We start from the raw sequence: 16,676 nt of genomic DNA on the forward strand, positions 1-16,676 counted from the left end.
GGTGGTATTCCGGCGGTGCCGGTCGCGGTTCGCCAAGCGAAACGCGGAAGTCTGTCTGGTGTCGCCACCAGAAACCTTGCGGTGACCGTTACATAAGGGCGTATATGCTTATTACAAGGGCCGCAGATGAAAATTTTTGTGTCAGCAGGGCACCCGAAGGTGCCCTGCCAGGGATGGCGTTACTTGGAGTCGCGGTGCTCGAACTCACCTTCGATCACATCACCTTCACGCCCCAACGGCTGGCGAGGTGCCGGGCCACCACGAGGCTGCAGGTCATCGGCAAACGCACGCTGGCGGATCGCCGCTTCTTCGGCACGCTGGCGCAGCTTGCCTGCCAGCAAGCGCCGGGTGAATGGCAGCAGCAGGATCAAACCCAGCACATCACTGACAAAACCCGGCACGATCAACAGGCCACCGGCCAAAGCCATCATCAAGCCTTCAAGCATGGTCTGGGCCGGCAATTCGCCGCGATTCAGGCTTTCACGGGCACGCAGTGCAGTGGCCAGGCCGGCGATACGCAGCACGAACACGCCGAGCATCGAGCCGAGAATAATCAGCAGCAGCGCCGGGAAAAACCCTATAGCCCCACTGACCTTGACGAATACGAACAGCTCCAGCACCGGAAACAGCAGAAAGAGCAATAAAAAAGGGCGCATCAAATGGTTCCTCAACGCAAGAATGCCTTGCTACTAGACCCTAGATGACGTCGCCCTTTCGTGAATTCAAGCTTGCGAGGTGGCTTTTTTCGGCCAAGCCTCGGCGTGAGCCAGGAAAACCAAGGCCTCGCGCACTTGTGTCGGCGTGTTGCAAGTACCCGCAAAGGGCAACCAGTGCAGGCCCTGACCGATGCGCAGGTGCATGCCTTCGCTGTCGATACCGGCCAGTTGCGCCGGCTCGGACGTCGGCAGGCCGGCCAGTTCGACATAGTGGGCGATGGCCTTGGTGTGATCGCTGTTCATGTGCTCGATCATGCTCAACTCGGCCTTGCCGGCGAACGGATTGGCCAGGGTCAACTGATCGACCCAGTGGATCGCCCCAAAACCGCCGATGTAGCGATGCCGCACCGGCTTGAGCACCCAGAAATCGAAGTCATGGGCCTTGTGGTAGTTGGCCGAGTCCGGGAAATACCGGTAGTAGCGTTCGGCGGCGGCGGCAATGGCCGCCTCGTCCTCGAGCTTTTCGGCTTCGGCGAGATAGGTAAGGCGCCCGACAGCTTGCACATCATCAGCCTCGCGCTCGCCCACCAACAACGAGCACTTGGGGTCTTTTTGCAGGTTGTGGGTGTGCTGGGCAATACGACTGATCAGGATCAGCGGCCGGCCTTCGGCATCCAGGCAATAAGGCACCACCGAACCAAAGGGGAAGCCGGGCATGGCCTTGGAGTGGGTGGCGAGCGCCCCACGGTATTCCTTGAGCAGTAGTTCTCGTGCATTCTTGGCAACGTGGACGCTCAATTTATGACTCCTTCGATAAATTCCGTCAGAAAACGGACTGGGGCAACCGCTTAAATCTGCTCATAGGACATGCGAATGCATCTCAACGACAAAGTAATCATTATCACCGGCGGTTGCCAGGGCCTGGGCCGCTCCATGGCCGAGTATTTTGCAAGCAAAGGTGCCCATCTGGCACTGGTGGACCTCAATCAGGAAAAGCTCGATGCGGCCTTGGCTGCCTGCCAGTCCCACGGTGTCACCGCACGCAGCTATCTGTGCAATGTGGCAGATGAAGATCAGGTGACTCATACCGTAGCGCAGATCGCCGAGGATTTCGGCGCGATCCACGGTTTGATCAACAACGCCGGGATCCTGCGTGATGGCCTGTTGCTCAAGGTCAAGGACGGCGAAATGACCAAGATGAGCCTGGCCCAGTGGCAGGCGGTGATCGACGTCAACCTGACCGGCGTGTTCCTCTGCACCCGCGAAGTGGCAGCAAAAATGGTAGAGCTGAACAACCAGGGCGCCATTATCAACATCTCGTCGATCTCCCGCGCGGGTAACGTGGGCCAGACCAACTATTCGGCGGCCAAGGCCGGCGTGGCCGCAGCGACGGTGACCTGGGCCAAGGAACTGGCGCGCTATGGCATTCGCGTGGCGGGCATTGCGCCGGGATTTATCGAGACCGAGATGACGCTGGGCATGAAGCCTGAAGCGCTGGAGAAGATGACGTCGGGGATCCCGCTCAAGCGCATGGGCCGCCCGGAAGAAATCGCCCATTCGGCGGCGTACATCTTCGAGAACGACTATTACACCGGGCGCATCCTGGAGCTGGATGGCGGGCTGCGGTTGTAACTGACACCGCAAAATCTCGTGTAGGGCCGGGCGTGTGGGAGCTGGCTTGCCTGCGATAGCATCGCCTCGGTAATACTGAGAAACCGCGGTGATGCTATCGCAGGCAAGCCAACTCCTACATTCCAGTTACCAGGTCACGCCAAACCCTGCGGTGTAACGGGTCTTGCTCAGGCTGCTGTCCGAGGCGCCGCTGATGATGTCGCGCTCGGCCTTGAGATTGAGCGAAGCCCATTCGGTGACTTTATAGCGCAGGCCCATTTCGGCATCGAGGGCGTAGTCGGCCGGACCGGCCAGGGGTTTGCCCACTTCGCCGTTGGTGAAGAACTCCACGGTCTTGCCGATCAGGTAGCGGTTGTAGTCCCACTTCATGGCCAGGGAATAGAAGTTGTCCTTGCCGCCTTCCTGGTACTCATAGTCAGTGCGGTTGAGCAGCGAGCCCAGGGAGAACGCTCCCAGTTCATCGTCCCAGAACTGATAACCCGGACCGGTACCGACGGTGCGCTGGCGACGCAGGTCTTCAACCTTGTCGTGCTTGTAGGTCAAGCGCCCCTGCCAGAACCACTGGTCGGTAATAAAGCGGTCCAGCGCGTACTCGGCGCTCCAGTTGTCGGTGGTGACCACATCGTTCTGGAATTCGCGGTTGTATTCGCCTTCGGCAATATGCCGCCACTTGCCGTGACGGGCGGTGGTCTTGAAGTCGATGTCGTAGTCGTCGGTGTCTTTTTCCGCACGCTTGTAGTCCAGCGCCACGTCGACATTGCCCTTCCACACCAGATCCTCGATCACCGGCTTTGGCTTGATGATCTGCTGGATGCTGGCCAACTCCACCGTCTTGGGAGCCTCGCCGTTGGCCAGGATCACCTTGCCATCCTCGGCCGGGTGCAGGGACTTGGCCTTCTCGCCGGTGTAGGCGTCTTGCTTGACCAGCAGTTCCTGGTCGCTTTCCAGGGTTTTCACCTGTTTCCAGTCCACCGGGATCGCCCCGGCGTATTCAGTCTGGATCAACAGCTTGCCGCCGTCGAAAACCTTGATCTTGCCGGTCAGGCGATCACCGTTTTTCAACCAGATGGTATCGGCCAGCACAGGGGTAGGGGCAGTAAAAACAGCGAGGCACAGCAGGGTTCTGGACAACATAAGCGTTTACGGGGCTCAAGTTTGGCGAAAAAAGGGGCATTATCGGCGTAGCTGAAGTCTTAGCAAGGACTGACTCAAGGTTTTCTATTGAGTTCAATTCTCAACGCCATCTTTACAGATGTTTCTTACATAGAAACGACTGATTTCAACCGAGCCAGCCAGAACAGTGAACGAGCCCGCCGAAACGCCGCAAACCCCGTCCGAAATGCGCCGTACTGCGCTGTACCTGACCTTGGCCCAAGTGCCCGAAGGCTGCGTGGTGAGTTATGGCGAACTGGCGCACCTGGCTGGACTGGGGCGTGCCGCACGCTTCGTAGGCCGCACCCTGAGCCAGCTACCAGAGGGTTCGAAATTGCCCTGGCACCGGGTGGTCGCCGCCGGCGGTCGGATAAGTCTGCCGGCGGGCAGCGCTTCAGGTGATGAACAACGTGCGCGTTTGCGCAGCGAAGGTGTCAGTATCCTGAACAATCGCGTTGATATTCAGCGCCATGGCTGGCGCCCGGTAGAGCACAGCGGTTAGAGTGCGCGCTTTGTTTCCGTAAATCTGAGGCAGACTCCAGCCCATGCCCCGTAAAACCTGGCGCGCCGCGCTCGCTGCCTATGCCAGCCCCTCGACGTTAGTGCTGTTATTGCTCGGCTTTGCCGCCGGTCTGCCTTACATGTTGGTGTTCTCGACGCTCTCAGTCTGGTTGCGCGAAGCCGGTGTGGCACGCGAGACCATTGGCTATGCGAGCCTGATCGGCCTGGCATATGCGTTCAAGTGGGTCTGGTCACCCCTGCTGGACCAATGGCGCCTGCCGCTATTGGGCAAGTTGGGTCGTCGTCGTTCCTGGTTGGTGCTGTCCCAATCCCTGGTAATTCTCGGCTTGATCGGTATGGGCTTCTGCGACCCGCAGAAACACCTGTCGTGGCTGATCGCCATTGCCGTTATCGTTGCGTTCGCCTCCGCAACCCAAGACATCGCGGTAGACGCCTATCGCCTGGAAATCGCCGATGACAGCCGCCAGGCCGCGCTGGCCGCCAGCTATATGTCCGGCTACCGCATCGCCGCCCTGCTGGCCACGGCGGGCGCGCTGTTCTTTGCCGAAGGCTTTGGTTCCACCGGCTTCAACTACAAGCATTCGGCGTGGACCGGCACCTACGTGCTGTTCGGCGTGTTGATGATCCCTGCCCTGCTCACCAGCTTTTTCATGCGTGAACCCGACGTGCCCCTGCGCACCCAGTTGCAGGCCGGGCGCTACACGTTTGCCCACCAACTGATGTCGGTGTTTGTGCTGATCGTCCTGCTGGTGTCGGTCCCGGCGATGTTCACCCAGTTGTACAACACCGATTTCGCCAGCGTGCTGTTCGAAGGCGTGAGCCTGCTCGACCTGCTGCTGGAAGACCGCGCCTTCCTGCGCGCCATCCTCTATATCACCCTCACCGCCCTGTGCCTCTCGGCCATGGGCCGTCGAGGCCTGGCGCCGGTGCTGACGCCGGTCAACGACTTTATCCTGCGCTACCGCTGGCAGGCCCTGTTGCTGCTGGGGCTGATCGCCACCTACCGCATGTCGGACACGGTGATGGGCGTGATGGCCAACGTGTTCTATATCGACCAGGGGTTCACCAAGGACCAGATCGCCAGTGTCAGCAAGATCTTCGGCCTGATCATGACCCTGGTCGGCGCCGGCATGGGTGGCCTGTTGATCGTGCGATTCGGCATCCTGCCAATCCTGTTTATCGGTGGCATCACCTCGGCCGGCACCAACTTGCTGTTCCTGATGCTCGCCGACATGGGTGCCGACCTGCAGATGCTGATCTTCACCATTTCCCTGGACAACTTCAGCTCGGGCCTGGCGACCTCGGCATTCGTCGCCTACCTGTCGAGCCTGACCAACCTGAAGTTCTCCGCCACCCAATACGCCCTGCTCAGCTCGATCATGTTGCTGTTGCCACGACTGATCGGTGGTTACTCGGGGGTCATGGTGGAAAAGTTCGGCTATCACAACTTCTTCCTGATCACCGCGATGCTCGGTGTGCCGACACTGCTGCTGATTGCCTTGCACTGGTACCAGGAAAGCCGGCGGATCCGTTTGAACCCGCCCGAAGAAGGCTGATACCTGTGGGGGTTGGCTAAAGCCAGCACCCCACAGAAATCCAGTCACCACCTGATGCCTGTACTCTGGCGGCGACCGCCCGTACAATCCCAGGTCACTTCAAGTCCAAGCAACCGACAACGGCCTACCATGCGCACCAGTCAATATTTGCTCGCCACACAGAAAGAAACGCCTTCCGACGCGGTCGTGATCAGCCACCAGCTGATGCTGCGCGCCGGTATGATCCGCAAACTGGCCTCAGGCCTGTACACCTGGCTGCCCATGGGCTTGAAGGTGATGCGCAAGGTCGAAGCGATCGTTCGCGAAGAAATGAACGCCGCCGGCTCTCTGGAAGTATTGATGCCGAGCACTCAGCCGGCTGAACTGTGGCAGGAATCCGGGCGCTGGGAAGAGTACGGCCCTGAGTTGCTGCGCTTCAAGGATCGTCATGGCCGCGACTTCTGCGCAGGCCCGACCCATGAAGAAGTGATCACCGACCTGATGCGCAACGAGTTGAGCAGCTACAAACAGCTGCCCCTCAACCTGTATCAGATCCAGACCAAGTTCCGTGACGAAATCCGCCCACGCTTCGGCTTGATGCGTGGCCGCGAGTTCATCATGAAGGACGCCTATTCGTTCCACGCCGATCAGCCTTCGCTGCAGGTCACCTATGACCGCATGCACCAGGCCTATTGCAACGTGTTCACCCGCCTGGGCCTGAAATTCCGTCCGGTCGAAGCGGACAACGGCTCCATCGGCGGCGCGGGCTCCCATGAGTTCCACGTGCTGGCAGAGTCCGGCGAAGACGATATCGTCTTCAGCGACGGCTCCGACTACGCGGCCAACATCGAGAAAGCCGAAGCGGTGCCACGGGAAACTTCCCGTCCTGCGCCGGCTGAAGAACTGCGCCTGGTCGATACCCCAGACACCAAGACCATTGCGGCCCTGGTCGAAAAATTCAATCTGCCGATTGAAAAGACCATCAAGACCCTGATCGTGCATGCCGAGGAAGAAGGCAAGTTGATCGCCCTGGTGATCCGTGGCGACCACGAACTCAACGAAATCAAGGCTGCCCAGCAACCTGGCGTCGCCAGCCCGCTGGTCATGGCCTCGGACGCCGAACTGCGTGACGCCATTGGCGCCGGCGCCGGCTCCCTGGGCCCGCTGAACCTGCCATTGCCGATCATCATCGACCGCTCGGTCGAGCTGATGAGCGACTTCGGTATCGGTGCCAACATCGACGACAAGCACTACTTCGGCGTCAACTGGGAGCGTGACCTGCCGGTTCCAACCGTGGCCGACCTGCGCAACGTGGTGGCCGGTGATCCAAGCCCGGACGGCAAGGGCACCCTGGAAATCAAGCGCGGCATCGAAGTGGGGCACATCTTCCAGCTGGGCAACAAGTACAGCAAGGCGATGAAGTGCGAAGTGCTGGGCGAAAACGGCAAGCCGGTGACCCTGGAAATGGGCTGCTATGGCATTGGCGTTTCCCGCGTGGTGGCCGCTGCCATCGAGCAGAACCACGACGAGAAAGGCATTATTTGGAGCGACACCCTGGCGCCGTTCCAGATCGCCCTAGTACCGCTGCGCTACGAAACCGAGCAGGTTCGCGAAGCCACCGACAAACTGTATGCCGAACTGACGGCCGCCGGTTTCGAAGTGCTGCTTGATGATCGCGACAAGAAGACCAGCCCGGGCATCAAGTTTGCCGACATGGAACTGATTGGCATCCCTCACCGGATCGTGGTCAGTGACCGCGGCCTGGCCGATGGCAATCTGGAATACAAGAGCCGGACCGAAGCCGAAGCCCAACCGTTGCCGGTGGCTGACGTGCTGCCCTTCCTTCAGGCGCGTATTCGTCGCTGAAAACCAGATCAAGAGAAGTCATGTTCAAGCGAAACACCAAAGCCCTGGGGGGCGCCGCCTTGTGCGGCGCCCTGCTGGTCAGCGGCTGCGCCAATCACATGTCGCAGCGTAGCGAGCACGAGGAACGGATCGAGCGCAAATTGCTCGACCACAGCCTGCAGATTGATGTCGGCGAACCCAAAGTACTTGAGCTGCCGCAACGCCGCGTGCGTATTCATGAACAGCGGACTTTCGAAGTCACTGAGTTTGAAGTCACGCGCCACTATGATCGCTACACGCCCTACCAGCCCTGGCGCGAACTCTATGAGATCCCGCTGGGTGCCGTGGCAGTGGTCGCGGGCGCCGGGGCCAATGTGGCGAACATCTTTGCCCTGGGCAACCTGCCCGACAGCATGACCCATGACTGGATCAGCTACGGCGTGGCCGGGCTCAACCCGTTCATGAACGTGCAGTCACACGGCCGGGCGCAGCAGAACCTGGCAGGCATCGACGAAATCCAGCGTGACCGCCGCCTGGAATACACCAGCCTGCCGTGGAGCGAGCGACCGGTGCAGGTCAAGGCCGGCAAGCAGACCCACGAGATGACTACCGACCGCAATGGCGTCCTGCGCCTGAACCTGCTGGACAGCCCGTTTGCCGAGCAGGACCTGAGCCAGGTCCGCACCTTGCGGATCAGCATTGAAGATGCCCAGGACGACGTGCACTCGGACTCATCCCTGGCCATCAGCACCACTTTGCGCGGCAAGCTGCTGGAAGCCCATGCCTTGATCTACGACGACCTGGAGGATGACGAAGTCAGCCAATGGGTGCATCGGGTCAAGCGCTTGTCGGAGCTGGGCCTGGAAGAAGAAGCCAGCGAACTGGAACAGAGCCTGATTGAACTGACGCGCAATGATCCGGAGTTGCAGCAGGAATTTCTCAAGGCGCTGACCCAGGATGGCGGCCGTCTGGTGGCTGACCCGGGTACCCGCTGAGGCAGCACTCAATGTAGGAGCGGGCTTGTGTGGGAGCGGGCTTGCCCGCGATAGCGGAGTGTCAGGTTAGATTTATTCGACTGACCCACTGCCATCGCGGGCAAGCCCGCTCCCACATAAGGCCCACCTTCAGCCGTCTACCAGGACAGCTCCAGCTGTTCATTGCCCATGCTCAAATCGAGCAAGCGCACACCAATCCCCAGCAATCGCACCGGCTTACCCCCGCGATTGAACGCCTGGGTCAGCAACTGCCGGTAACTCTCCAGGTCCCGCCCTGCCCCCGCCTGTTCCAGGGTGGTCTGGGTAAAATCATGGAACTTCACTTTGACAAAGGGTTTACCCGGCCGATAACTGCTGTCGATACGCTGCATGCGCCCGGCCAGGGTCTCCATCAGCTCAGGGAGTTTTTCCAGGCAACTGGGCAGGTCCGGTAGATCGACATCGTAGGTATTCTCTACGCTGATGGATTGCCGGCGGCTGTCGTTATGCACCGCACGGTCATCAATCCCACGCGCCAAACTCCATAACCGCTCACCAAAACTGCCGAATTCCCGCACCAGCGCCAACTTGTTCCACTCGCGCAGTTGCAGGCAGTCCTCTATTCCCAGCCGCGCCAGTTTTTCAGCAGTGACCTTGCCGACGCCATGCAACTTGCTCACGGGCAGCGCCGAAACAAAGTCCTCCACCTGATCCGGGGTGATCACAAACAGTCCATTGGGCTTTTTCCAGTCGCTGGCGATCTTGGCCAGGAACTTGTTCGGCGCCACCCCCGCAGAAACCGTGATATGCAACTGATTGGAGACCCGCCGACGGATATCCTGGGCAATACGCGTGGCGCTGCCGCCGAAATGCGCGCAATCGGAAACATCCAGATAGGCTTCGTCCAGCGACAACGGCTCGATCAGATCGGTGTAGTCACGGAAAATCGTGTGGATTTCTTTCGATGCTTCTTTATAGGCATCCATACGCGGCTTGACGATGGTCAGGTCGGGGCACAGTTTCAACGCATGGCGCGAAGACATGGCCGACCGCACGCCATAGGCCCGCGCCTCGTAATTGCAGGTGGCGATCACCCCGCGCCGGTCCGCCGAGCCACCTACCGCCAGGGGCTTTTGCGCCAGGCTCGGGTTATCCCGCATTTCGATGGCAGCGTAGAAACAGTCACAGTCGACGTGGATGATTTTGCGCTGCGTCATATAAAGAGAGGCGTGATCAGGACATAAAGTGGACGGATCGCCAGTATCGCATTCACACCTGTATATAGCACCAGTACTTTGAATCATCTGACAAAGCGGTAGGAAAAAGCCCGGATGAATTTATTTTCTCAATCGAAGAACACGCCCCAATAGAGCTGGAAGCCACGGCCAGACTGGCCGCAAACCGTTCCAGCAGTTGATTTGGAGAGCTAAGCGATTGAAGCACAAGCGCTTTTCTTTGAATCCGCGGTTGACACCGTGTCATTCCTCTGTAGAATGCCGACACACAGACGCGGGATGGAGCAGTCTGGTAGCTCGTCGGGCTCATAACCCGAAGGTCGTCGGTTCAAATCCGGCTCCCGCAACCAAACATCAAGAAAGGCTACTCGAAAGAGTGGCCTTTTTTGTGCGCGCAGGTTTTTGCCCTGCCGCCTGATGCAATATGCCGACGCAGTGAAAAGTCGTGTTCAATCGAGCACTTAGGCTAATTTGCAGTTATTTGGCCCTTTATGCCATTAACGGTTGACACCTCGTCGTTGCGCTGTAGAATGCCGCCCACAGACGCGGGATGGAGCAGTCTGGTAGCTCGTCGGGCTCATAACCCGAAGGTCGTCGGTTCAAATCCGGCTCCCGCAACCAAACATCAAGAAAGGCTACTCGAAAGAGTGGCCTTTTTTGTGTCTGATGGAAAAGTTCTTTTGAAACAATGGCATGGCATCTTTGATGAAACCGCCCATGGGTTTCAGAGCCCGTCCATTTGCAAGCTATGCTCATGTGTCGAGCCCATTTTTGCGCGACCAATGGACGCTGTCGCCGGACCCGGTGATCCGCGTTACTATTTGTAATTATTTTGTACATAGGGATTGGTAACTTGGCTGGATACCCCCATCCTGTCGCGCACAATCCACGAGGTGATTGATGCGCGCCAATTCGTCTGAACCACAAGACACCGTCACAGCCACACAACCGATCGCCTCCACCCGTCTGCGCTGGCTGGATCTGTTGAGCAAGTATCGCCAACCCATTGGGCTGGCGGTCACTTTGCTGCTGTTTGCCATTGCCTTGATCGCTTGCCGCCACTTGCTGCTAGAGCTGGACCTTTACGCCCTCCACGACTCGATCCTGGAAGTGCCGAAGCCCGCCTTGCTGGGCGCCTTCGCCGCCGCAATTGCCGGTTTCATCATTCTATTGGGCTACGAATTTTCCGGCGCACGCTACGCCGGGGTAAAACTGCCGGCCAAGACTTTGGCCTACGGCGGCTTTACCGCGTTCGCCATTGGCAATGCGATTGGCCTGTCGATGCTGTCCGGCGGCTCGGTGCGCTACCGCTTATATGCACGGCATGGCGTCGGGGCTTCGGAAGTTGCCCGGATGACCGTGTTTGCCAGCCTGGCCCTGGGTTGTGCCCTACCGCCGCTCGCCGCCCTGGCCACCCTCAGCAACCTGCCCGCCGCCTCCAATGCCCTGCACTTACCCGCAACGTTGCTCGGCGGGATCGCCGGTGCGGTGCTATTGCTCTCGATCGTACTGTGTATCGGGATTTACCGCCGTCGACTGCCAGAACAGCCCTATCCCGACAACCTGCTGGTCCGGGCCGGCCGCCGCACCTTGCGCCTGCCAGGGCGCCGACTGACCTTCCTGCAATTGATCATCACCGCCCTGGACGTCGCCGCCGCCGCTACCGTGCTTTATCTGCTGCTGCCAGAAGCGCCGCCATTCGGTCCGTTCCTGCTGGTTTACCTGCTGGCACTTGCCGCCGGTGTCCTGAGCCATGTACCAGGCGGCGTTGGGGTATTCGAAGCGATCCTGCTGGCCGCATTTGCCGATACGCTCGGCGCCGCACCGCTGGCCGCCGCACTGCTGCTGTACCGCATGATCTACGTGGTGCTGCCGCTGTTGATCGCGTGCATCTTCCTACTGATCAGCGAGGCTCAGCGTCTGTTCCAGACCCAGCAGAGCCTGCGGGTGGCCTCGGGCCTCGCGGCACCGGTGTTGGCCGTGCTGGTTTTTTTGTCCGGGGTGGTGCTGCTGTTCTCCGGCGCCACCCCGGAAATCGACTCACGCCTGGAAAACATCGGCTTCCTGATTCCCCACCGCCTGATTGACGCCTCGCACTTTGGCGCCAGCCTGATCGGCGTGCTGTGCCTGTTGCTGGCCCAGGGCCTGCGTCGGCGCCTGTCGGCAGCGTGGATGCTGACCATGGTGCTGCTGCTGGTGGGCGCCCTGCTCTCACTGCTCAAAGGCTTCGACTGGGAAGAAGCCAGCCTGATGACCATAACCGCCGTGCTGCTAGCGATCTTCCGCCGCTCGTTCTACCGTGCCAGCCGCCTGACCGAGTTGCCGTTCTCGCCGCTGTACCTGGTGGCCAGCGTCTGCGTGCTCGGTGCGTCGATCTGGCTGCTGCTGTTTGCCTATCAGGATGTGCCTTATAGCCATCAACTGTGGTGGCAGTTCACCCTCGACGCCAACGCCCCGCGTGGCCTGCGCTCACTGCTGGGTGCCGCGATCCTGTTGGTGATTGTCTCGCTGACCTGGCTGTTGCGCACCGCCCGCCCGGTGATCCACCTGCCGAGCGCCGATGAGCTGGAGCGGGCCACCAAGATCCTGATGGCCTCGTCGCAACCCGACGGCGGCCTGGCCCTGACCGGCGACAAGGCCCTGCTATTCCACCCCAACGACGAAGCCTTCCTGATGTATGCCCGCCGTGGCCGCAGCCTGGTGGCGCTGTACGACCCGATCGGCCCGACCCAGCCACGGGCCGAGATGATCTGGCAGTTCCGCGACCTGTGCGACATCCATCACGCCCGCCCGGTGTTCTACCAGGTGCGCGCAGAGAACCTGCCCTTCTATATGGACATCGGCCTGACGGCGATCAAGCTGGGCGAAGAAGCCCGGGTCGATCTCAAGCGCTTTGACCTGGAAGCCAAGGGCAAGGAGATGAAGGACCTGCGCTACACCTGGAACCGCGGGACGCGGGACGGCCTGTCCTTGGAAATCTTCGAGCCGGGGCAGGCGCCCATGGACGCGCTGAAAGTCATTTCCGATGCCTGGCTGACCGGCAAGAACGTGCGGGAAAAGGGCTTCTCCCTCGGCCGCTTCAGCGATGAATACCTCAAGCATTTTCGCATCGCGGTGATTCGCTTCGAGGGGCAGCCGGTGGCCTTCGCCAACCTGCTGGAGACCTACAGCCATGACCTGGCCAGCCTGGACCTGATGCGCGCGCACCCCGACGCGCCAAAGCAGACCATGGAGTTCATGATGATCGGCTTGATCCAGCATTATAAAAGCCACAACTATGCACGCTTCAGCCTCGGCATGGTGCCGTTGTCGGGCCTGCAACCGCGTCGTGGCGCACCGCTGACCCAGCGCCTGGGCTCGATGGTGTTCCGCCGTGGCGAGCAACTGTATAACTTCCAAGGTTTGCGCCGCTTCAAAGACAAGTTCCAGCCTGACTGGGAACCTCGTTACATGGCCGTGCCCGCAGGACTTGATCCGCTGGTGGCACTGGCCGATACCGCCGCCCTGATCGCGGGCGGCTTGACTGGATTGGTGAAACGCTGATGATTCGACGCTCCTGGCGGTATGTATTGGCAGGTCTGGTGGTGCTGGCCCTGATCCTGGGTGGCGGCTACTGGTACTGGAATCGCCCTGCTCCTCAACCGACCCTGGAACAGTTGCCCCAGGCCGACGGCTCGAGCATGACCCGCGTAACACCTGGCACTACCACCAAGGCCCGCGTAGCGGTCGCCGTGATGGCCGACGCCAGCCTGACCGATCACCAACTGATTGCCTTGAGCCAGGGCGGCAGTGCCCAGATCGTGCAAGTGATCCTGCCCAAGGAAGACTGCAAACTGCAGGAACAAGCCCTGCAAGCGGCCCTGGGCCAACTCAAGGGCCCGGCCACCCTGGTCAGCGGCATCGGCCCTGGCGCTGGCCTGGCCTGGCGCTGGCTGGCGACGCAGAACGACGACAAGGCCAACGCCATCTCGGTGGGCTTTGCCCTGGTCCAGGAAGGTTGCACGGACCCACTGCCCAAAACCGCCGCCCACGGCAACTGGCTGGTGGCCTGGAACGACAACCCCGACGACGAAAGCGCCAGTTTCGTACGCGACACCCCGCGTGCCACCACCAGCATCAGCGACTACGACATCAACTACCCGCAAGTGCTGAACAATGAACTGCGCAAGCAACTGGTGGGGTCGGACAATGGCGGCCTGGCGATCCCGGTGGTCGAAGTACCGGCCGGCCAGGCCAAGGACACCGTGACCCTGTTCCTCTCCGGCGACGGCGGCTGGCGCGACCTCGATCGCGACGTGGCCGGCGAGATGGCGAAGATCGGCTACCCGGTGGTCGGCGTCGACACCCTGCGCTACTACTGGCAGCACAAAAGCCCGGAACAGAGCGCCAAAGACCTGACCGAGCTGATGCAGCACTACCGGCAGAAATGGGGCACCAAACGCTTTGTGCTGACGGGTTACTCGTTCGGTGCCGATGTACTGCCAGCTATCTACAACCGCCTGCCGGAAGCCGAACAGCAGCGGGTCGACGCCATTATCCTGCTGGCCTTTGCCCGCACCGGCAGCTTCGAAATCGAAGTGGAAGGCTGGCTGGGCAACGCCGGCAAGGAAGCCGCCACCGGCCCGGAAATGGCCAAGCTGCCAGCGGCCAAGGTGGTGTGCATCTACGGTGAGGAAGAAGTCGACGAGAGCGGCTGCACCGACAAGACCGCTGTGGGCGAAGCCATGAAGCTACCGGGCGGCCATCACTTCGACGAAAACTACCCGGCATTGGCCAAGCGCCTGGTGGATATCATCGAGAAGCGTCAGGTCAAGGCAGAGTAACGTCTGATGGACTCGGTCAATGTGGGAGCTGGCTTGCCTGCGATGACGCCAGTAGGCACGCCCCGGGGTGCCAGGTGTTCATCTGTCATCATGAACCCTCGCAGGCAAGCCAGCGCCCACAGTTGATCGCATTGCAGGTTAATAGCCAGCACAACAAAAAGCCCCCGCTGCCGCAAGGCAACGGGGGCTTTTTGTTGGATCTACATTTCTACCTGGGTGCCCAACTCAATCACCCGGTTCACCGGCAGCTTGAAGAAGCGCAGGTTGCCGTTGGCGTTCTTCAGCATGAAAGCAAACAACCCTTCGCGCCAGCGCGCCATGCCTTCGAGCTTGGAGGCGATGACCGTCTCGCGGCTGAGGAAGTAGGTGGTGCGCATAGGGCTGAAGTCCAGGTCGTCCAGATGGCACAGCTTCAGGGCTTCGGGCACGTCCGGCTCATCGGTAAAGCCAAAGTGCAGGATCACGCGGAAGAAACCGTCTCCATAGGAATCCACCTCGAAACGGCGCTGGGCCGGAACACGCGGGATATCTTCATAGACCACCGTCAGCAGCACCACCTGCTCGTGCAGCACCTGGTTATGCAGCAGGTTATGCAGCAAAGCATGGGGCACCGCGTCCGGGCGGGCGGTGAGGAACACCGCCGTGCCCTGCACGCGATGGGGCGGCTGGACGCGGATGCTGCTGATAAAGATCGGCAGCGGCAGCCCGCCCTCGTCCAGGCGCTCCACCAGTAATTGCTTGCCGCGCTTCCAGGTGGTCATCAGCACAAACAGCACGATCCCCGCCAATACCGGGAACGCACCGCCCTGCACTACTTTCGGCACGTTGGCCGCAAAGAACAGGCCATCCACCAGCAAAAAGCCCAGCAACACCGGGACTGCCAGGACCGGCGGCCATTTCCACAGCAGCAGCATCACCGCGGAGACGAGGATCGTGGTCATCAGCATGGTCCCGGTCACGGCCACCCCGTAGGCCGAGGCCAGGGCGCCCGAAGACTCGAAGCCCAGCACCAGCAGGATCACGCCAACCATCAGCGACCAGTTCACCGCGCCAATGTAGATCTGGCCTTGCTCGGCGCTGGAGGTGTGCTGGATATGCATGCGCGGGATGTAACCAAGCTGGATCGCCTGGCGCGTCAACGAGAACGCACCGGAAATCACCGCCTGGGAAGCAATCACCGTGGCCAGGGTGGACAAGCCCACCAGCGGCAGCAGTGCCCAGCTTGGCGCCAGCAGGTAGAACGGGTTGCGCGCGGCCTCGGGGTCACCCAGCAGCATCGCGCCCTGGCCAAAATAGTTGAGCACCAGGGCCGGCAGCACCAGGATAAACCAGGCGCGGGCAATGGGTTTGCGGCCGAAATGGCCCATGTCGGCATACAGCGCTTCGGCACCGGTCAGGGCCAGCACCACGGCGCCGAGGATCGCCACGCCGATACCCGGGTGGACCATGAAGAAGCGCACGCCCCACATCGGGTTCATCGCGTTAAGCACTTCAGGGTGCTGGACGATGCCATAGATACCCAGGCCACCCAGCACCAAAAACCAGGTGACCATCACCGGCCCGAACAGCTTGCCGATGCGGTCGGTGCCATGCTTCTGGATCAGGAACAGCCCCACCAGCACCACCAGTGACACGGGCACGACCCAATGCTCCAGGCCGTCGAACGCCAGCTCCAGGCCCTCGATGGCCGACAACACGGAAATCGCCGGGGTGATCATGCTGTCGCCATAGAACAACGCCGCGCCGCACAGGCCGCACACCACCAGGAAACTGCGCAGCCGCGGGTGATTGCCCGCCGCCCGTCGGGCCAACGCCGTCAGGGCCATGATGCCGCCCTCGCCCTGGTTGTCGGCGCGCAGCACGAACAACATGTACTTGATGGACACCACCCAGATCAGCGACCAGAAAATCAGCGCCAGGATCCCCAGCACGCCGTCATGATTGACCTGGACCCCGTAATTGCCGGAAAACACCTCTTTAAGGGTGTAGAGCGGGCTGGTGCCGATATCGCCATAAACCACCCCGACCGCCGCCACCAACATGCCGATTGGCTTTGCGCTGGAATGCCCGGCACCTGCCGCCTGACTATTTACCTGACCCATCAACCACTCCTGCCCTTTTGACCTGAGGTCTTTTATAAACAGCACAGCTATACACTTAAGCCCAACGCTAAGCTATACACAGCGCGTGCTGCTGTACTTCTAGTAACAGATTATTTGTTGACTACCGATCTACCCCCGGTGCAACGGCGCGCAGCATAACGCAGCACTCGTCGTATTTCCCTGCATAAAGCTGGTCAAGC

Annotated in this window: 12 protein-coding genes and 2 tRNA genes; 9 read left to right on the forward strand and 5 right to left on the reverse strand. The window is 60.6% G+C overall.

Features of this window, described 5'->3' with window-relative positions; genetic code table 11:
* Positions 1 to 179: 179 nt before the first annotated feature.
* Positions 180 to 656 carry an FxsA family protein gene (locus HBR93_RS00720; RefSeq protein WP_057439377.1) on the reverse strand — a complete coding sequence of 159 codons (477 nt, stop codon included), beginning with the start codon at positions 654 to 656 and terminating at the stop codon, positions 180 to 182.
* Positions 657 to 722: 66 nt separating this feature from the next.
* Positions 723 to 1,454 (reverse strand): HugZ family protein, encoded by a 732-nt coding sequence (locus tag HBR93_RS00725; protein WP_057439376.1) that lies wholly within the window; start codon positions 1,452 to 1,454, stop codon positions 723 to 725.
* A 75-nt stretch (positions 1,455 to 1,529) separates the two neighbouring features.
* On the opposite strand from HBR93_RS00725, the gene HBR93_RS00730 reads away from it, so the two are divergent.
* A complete protein-coding gene (locus HBR93_RS00730) occupies positions 1,530 to 2,288 on the forward strand; it encodes an SDR family oxidoreductase (protein ID WP_169959685.1) in 759 nt (252 codons plus the stop codon).
* 126 nt (positions 2,289 to 2,414) lie between these two features.
* Here the strand turns inward: HBR93_RS00730 and HBR93_RS00735 are convergent, their stop codons facing one another.
* Entirely contained in the window at positions 2,415 to 3,422 is a 1,008-nt protein-coding gene (locus HBR93_RS00735; protein WP_169959686.1) for a DUF481 domain-containing protein, read from the reverse strand.
* 166 nt (positions 3,423 to 3,588) lie between these two features.
* Between HBR93_RS00735 and HBR93_RS00740 the strand changes: the two genes are divergently transcribed.
* From HBR93_RS00740 to HBR93_RS00755, 4 genes are all read left to right on the forward strand, one after another.
* Positions 3,589 to 3,942, forward strand: coding sequence for an MGMT family protein (locus HBR93_RS00740; protein ID WP_115128860.1), 354 nt, complete (start codon positions 3,589 to 3,591; stop codon positions 3,940 to 3,942).
* Between the two features lie 43 nt (positions 3,943 to 3,985).
* Entirely contained in the window at positions 3,986 to 5,518 is a 1,533-nt protein-coding gene (locus HBR93_RS00745; protein WP_057958638.1) for an AmpG family muropeptide MFS transporter, read from the forward strand.
* A 129-nt stretch (positions 5,519 to 5,647) separates the two neighbouring features.
* Entirely contained in the window at positions 5,648 to 7,363 is a 1,716-nt protein-coding gene (locus HBR93_RS00750; RefSeq protein WP_169959687.1) for a proline--tRNA ligase, read from the forward strand.
* 20 nt (positions 7,364 to 7,383) lie between these two features.
* Positions 7,384 to 8,337, forward strand: coding sequence for a hypothetical protein (locus tag HBR93_RS00755; protein ID WP_057958637.1), 954 nt, complete (start codon positions 7,384 to 7,386; stop codon positions 8,335 to 8,337).
* A gap of 137 nt (positions 8,338 to 8,474) precedes the next feature.
* On the opposite strand, the gene dinB is transcribed toward HBR93_RS00755, so the two are convergent.
* Positions 8,475 to 9,533: a DNA polymerase IV gene (dinB, locus tag HBR93_RS00760; protein ID WP_057439370.1), complete on the reverse strand. Its 1,059-nt coding sequence runs from the start codon at positions 9,531 to 9,533 to the stop codon at positions 8,475 to 8,477.
* Between the two features lie 291 nt (positions 9,534 to 9,824).
* On the opposite strand from dinB, the gene HBR93_RS00765 reads away from it, so the two are divergent.
* The 4 genes from HBR93_RS00765 (at position 9,825) to HBR93_RS00780 (ending at position 14,374) form a co-directional block, all read left to right on the forward strand.
* Positions 9,825 to 9,901: transfer RNA gene (locus HBR93_RS00765), tRNA-Met, on the forward strand.
* A gap of 194 nt (positions 9,902 to 10,095) precedes the next feature.
* Positions 10,096 to 10,172 (forward strand) — tRNA-Met (locus tag HBR93_RS00770).
* Between the two features lie 279 nt (positions 10,173 to 10,451).
* Entirely contained in the window at positions 10,452 to 13,094 is a 2,643-nt protein-coding gene (mprF, locus tag HBR93_RS00775) for a bifunctional lysylphosphatidylglycerol flippase/synthetase MprF (protein WP_169959688.1), read from the forward strand.
* The gene (locus HBR93_RS00780) at positions 13,094 to 14,374 is read left to right on the forward strand and encodes a virulence factor family protein (protein WP_169959689.1); all 1,281 of its coding nucleotides are present in this window, start codon (positions 13,094 to 13,096) and stop codon (positions 14,372 to 14,374) included. The genes mprF and HBR93_RS00780 overlap by 1 nt, the downstream gene beginning before the upstream one ends.
* A 200-nt stretch (positions 14,375 to 14,574) precedes the next feature.
* Here the strand turns inward: HBR93_RS00780 and HBR93_RS00785 are convergent, their stop codons facing one another.
* Complete coding sequence (locus HBR93_RS00785) at positions 14,575 to 16,476, reverse strand: potassium transporter Kup (protein WP_169959690.1); 1,902 nt, start codon at positions 16,474 to 16,476, stop codon at positions 14,575 to 14,577.
* Positions 16,477 to 16,676: the final 200 nt, after the last annotated feature.

It is taken from the genome of Pseudomonas sp. WS 5411 (assembly GCF_012985595.1).
GTDB lineage: Bacteria > Pseudomonadota > Gammaproteobacteria > Pseudomonadales > Pseudomonadaceae > Aquipseudomonas > Aquipseudomonas shahriarae.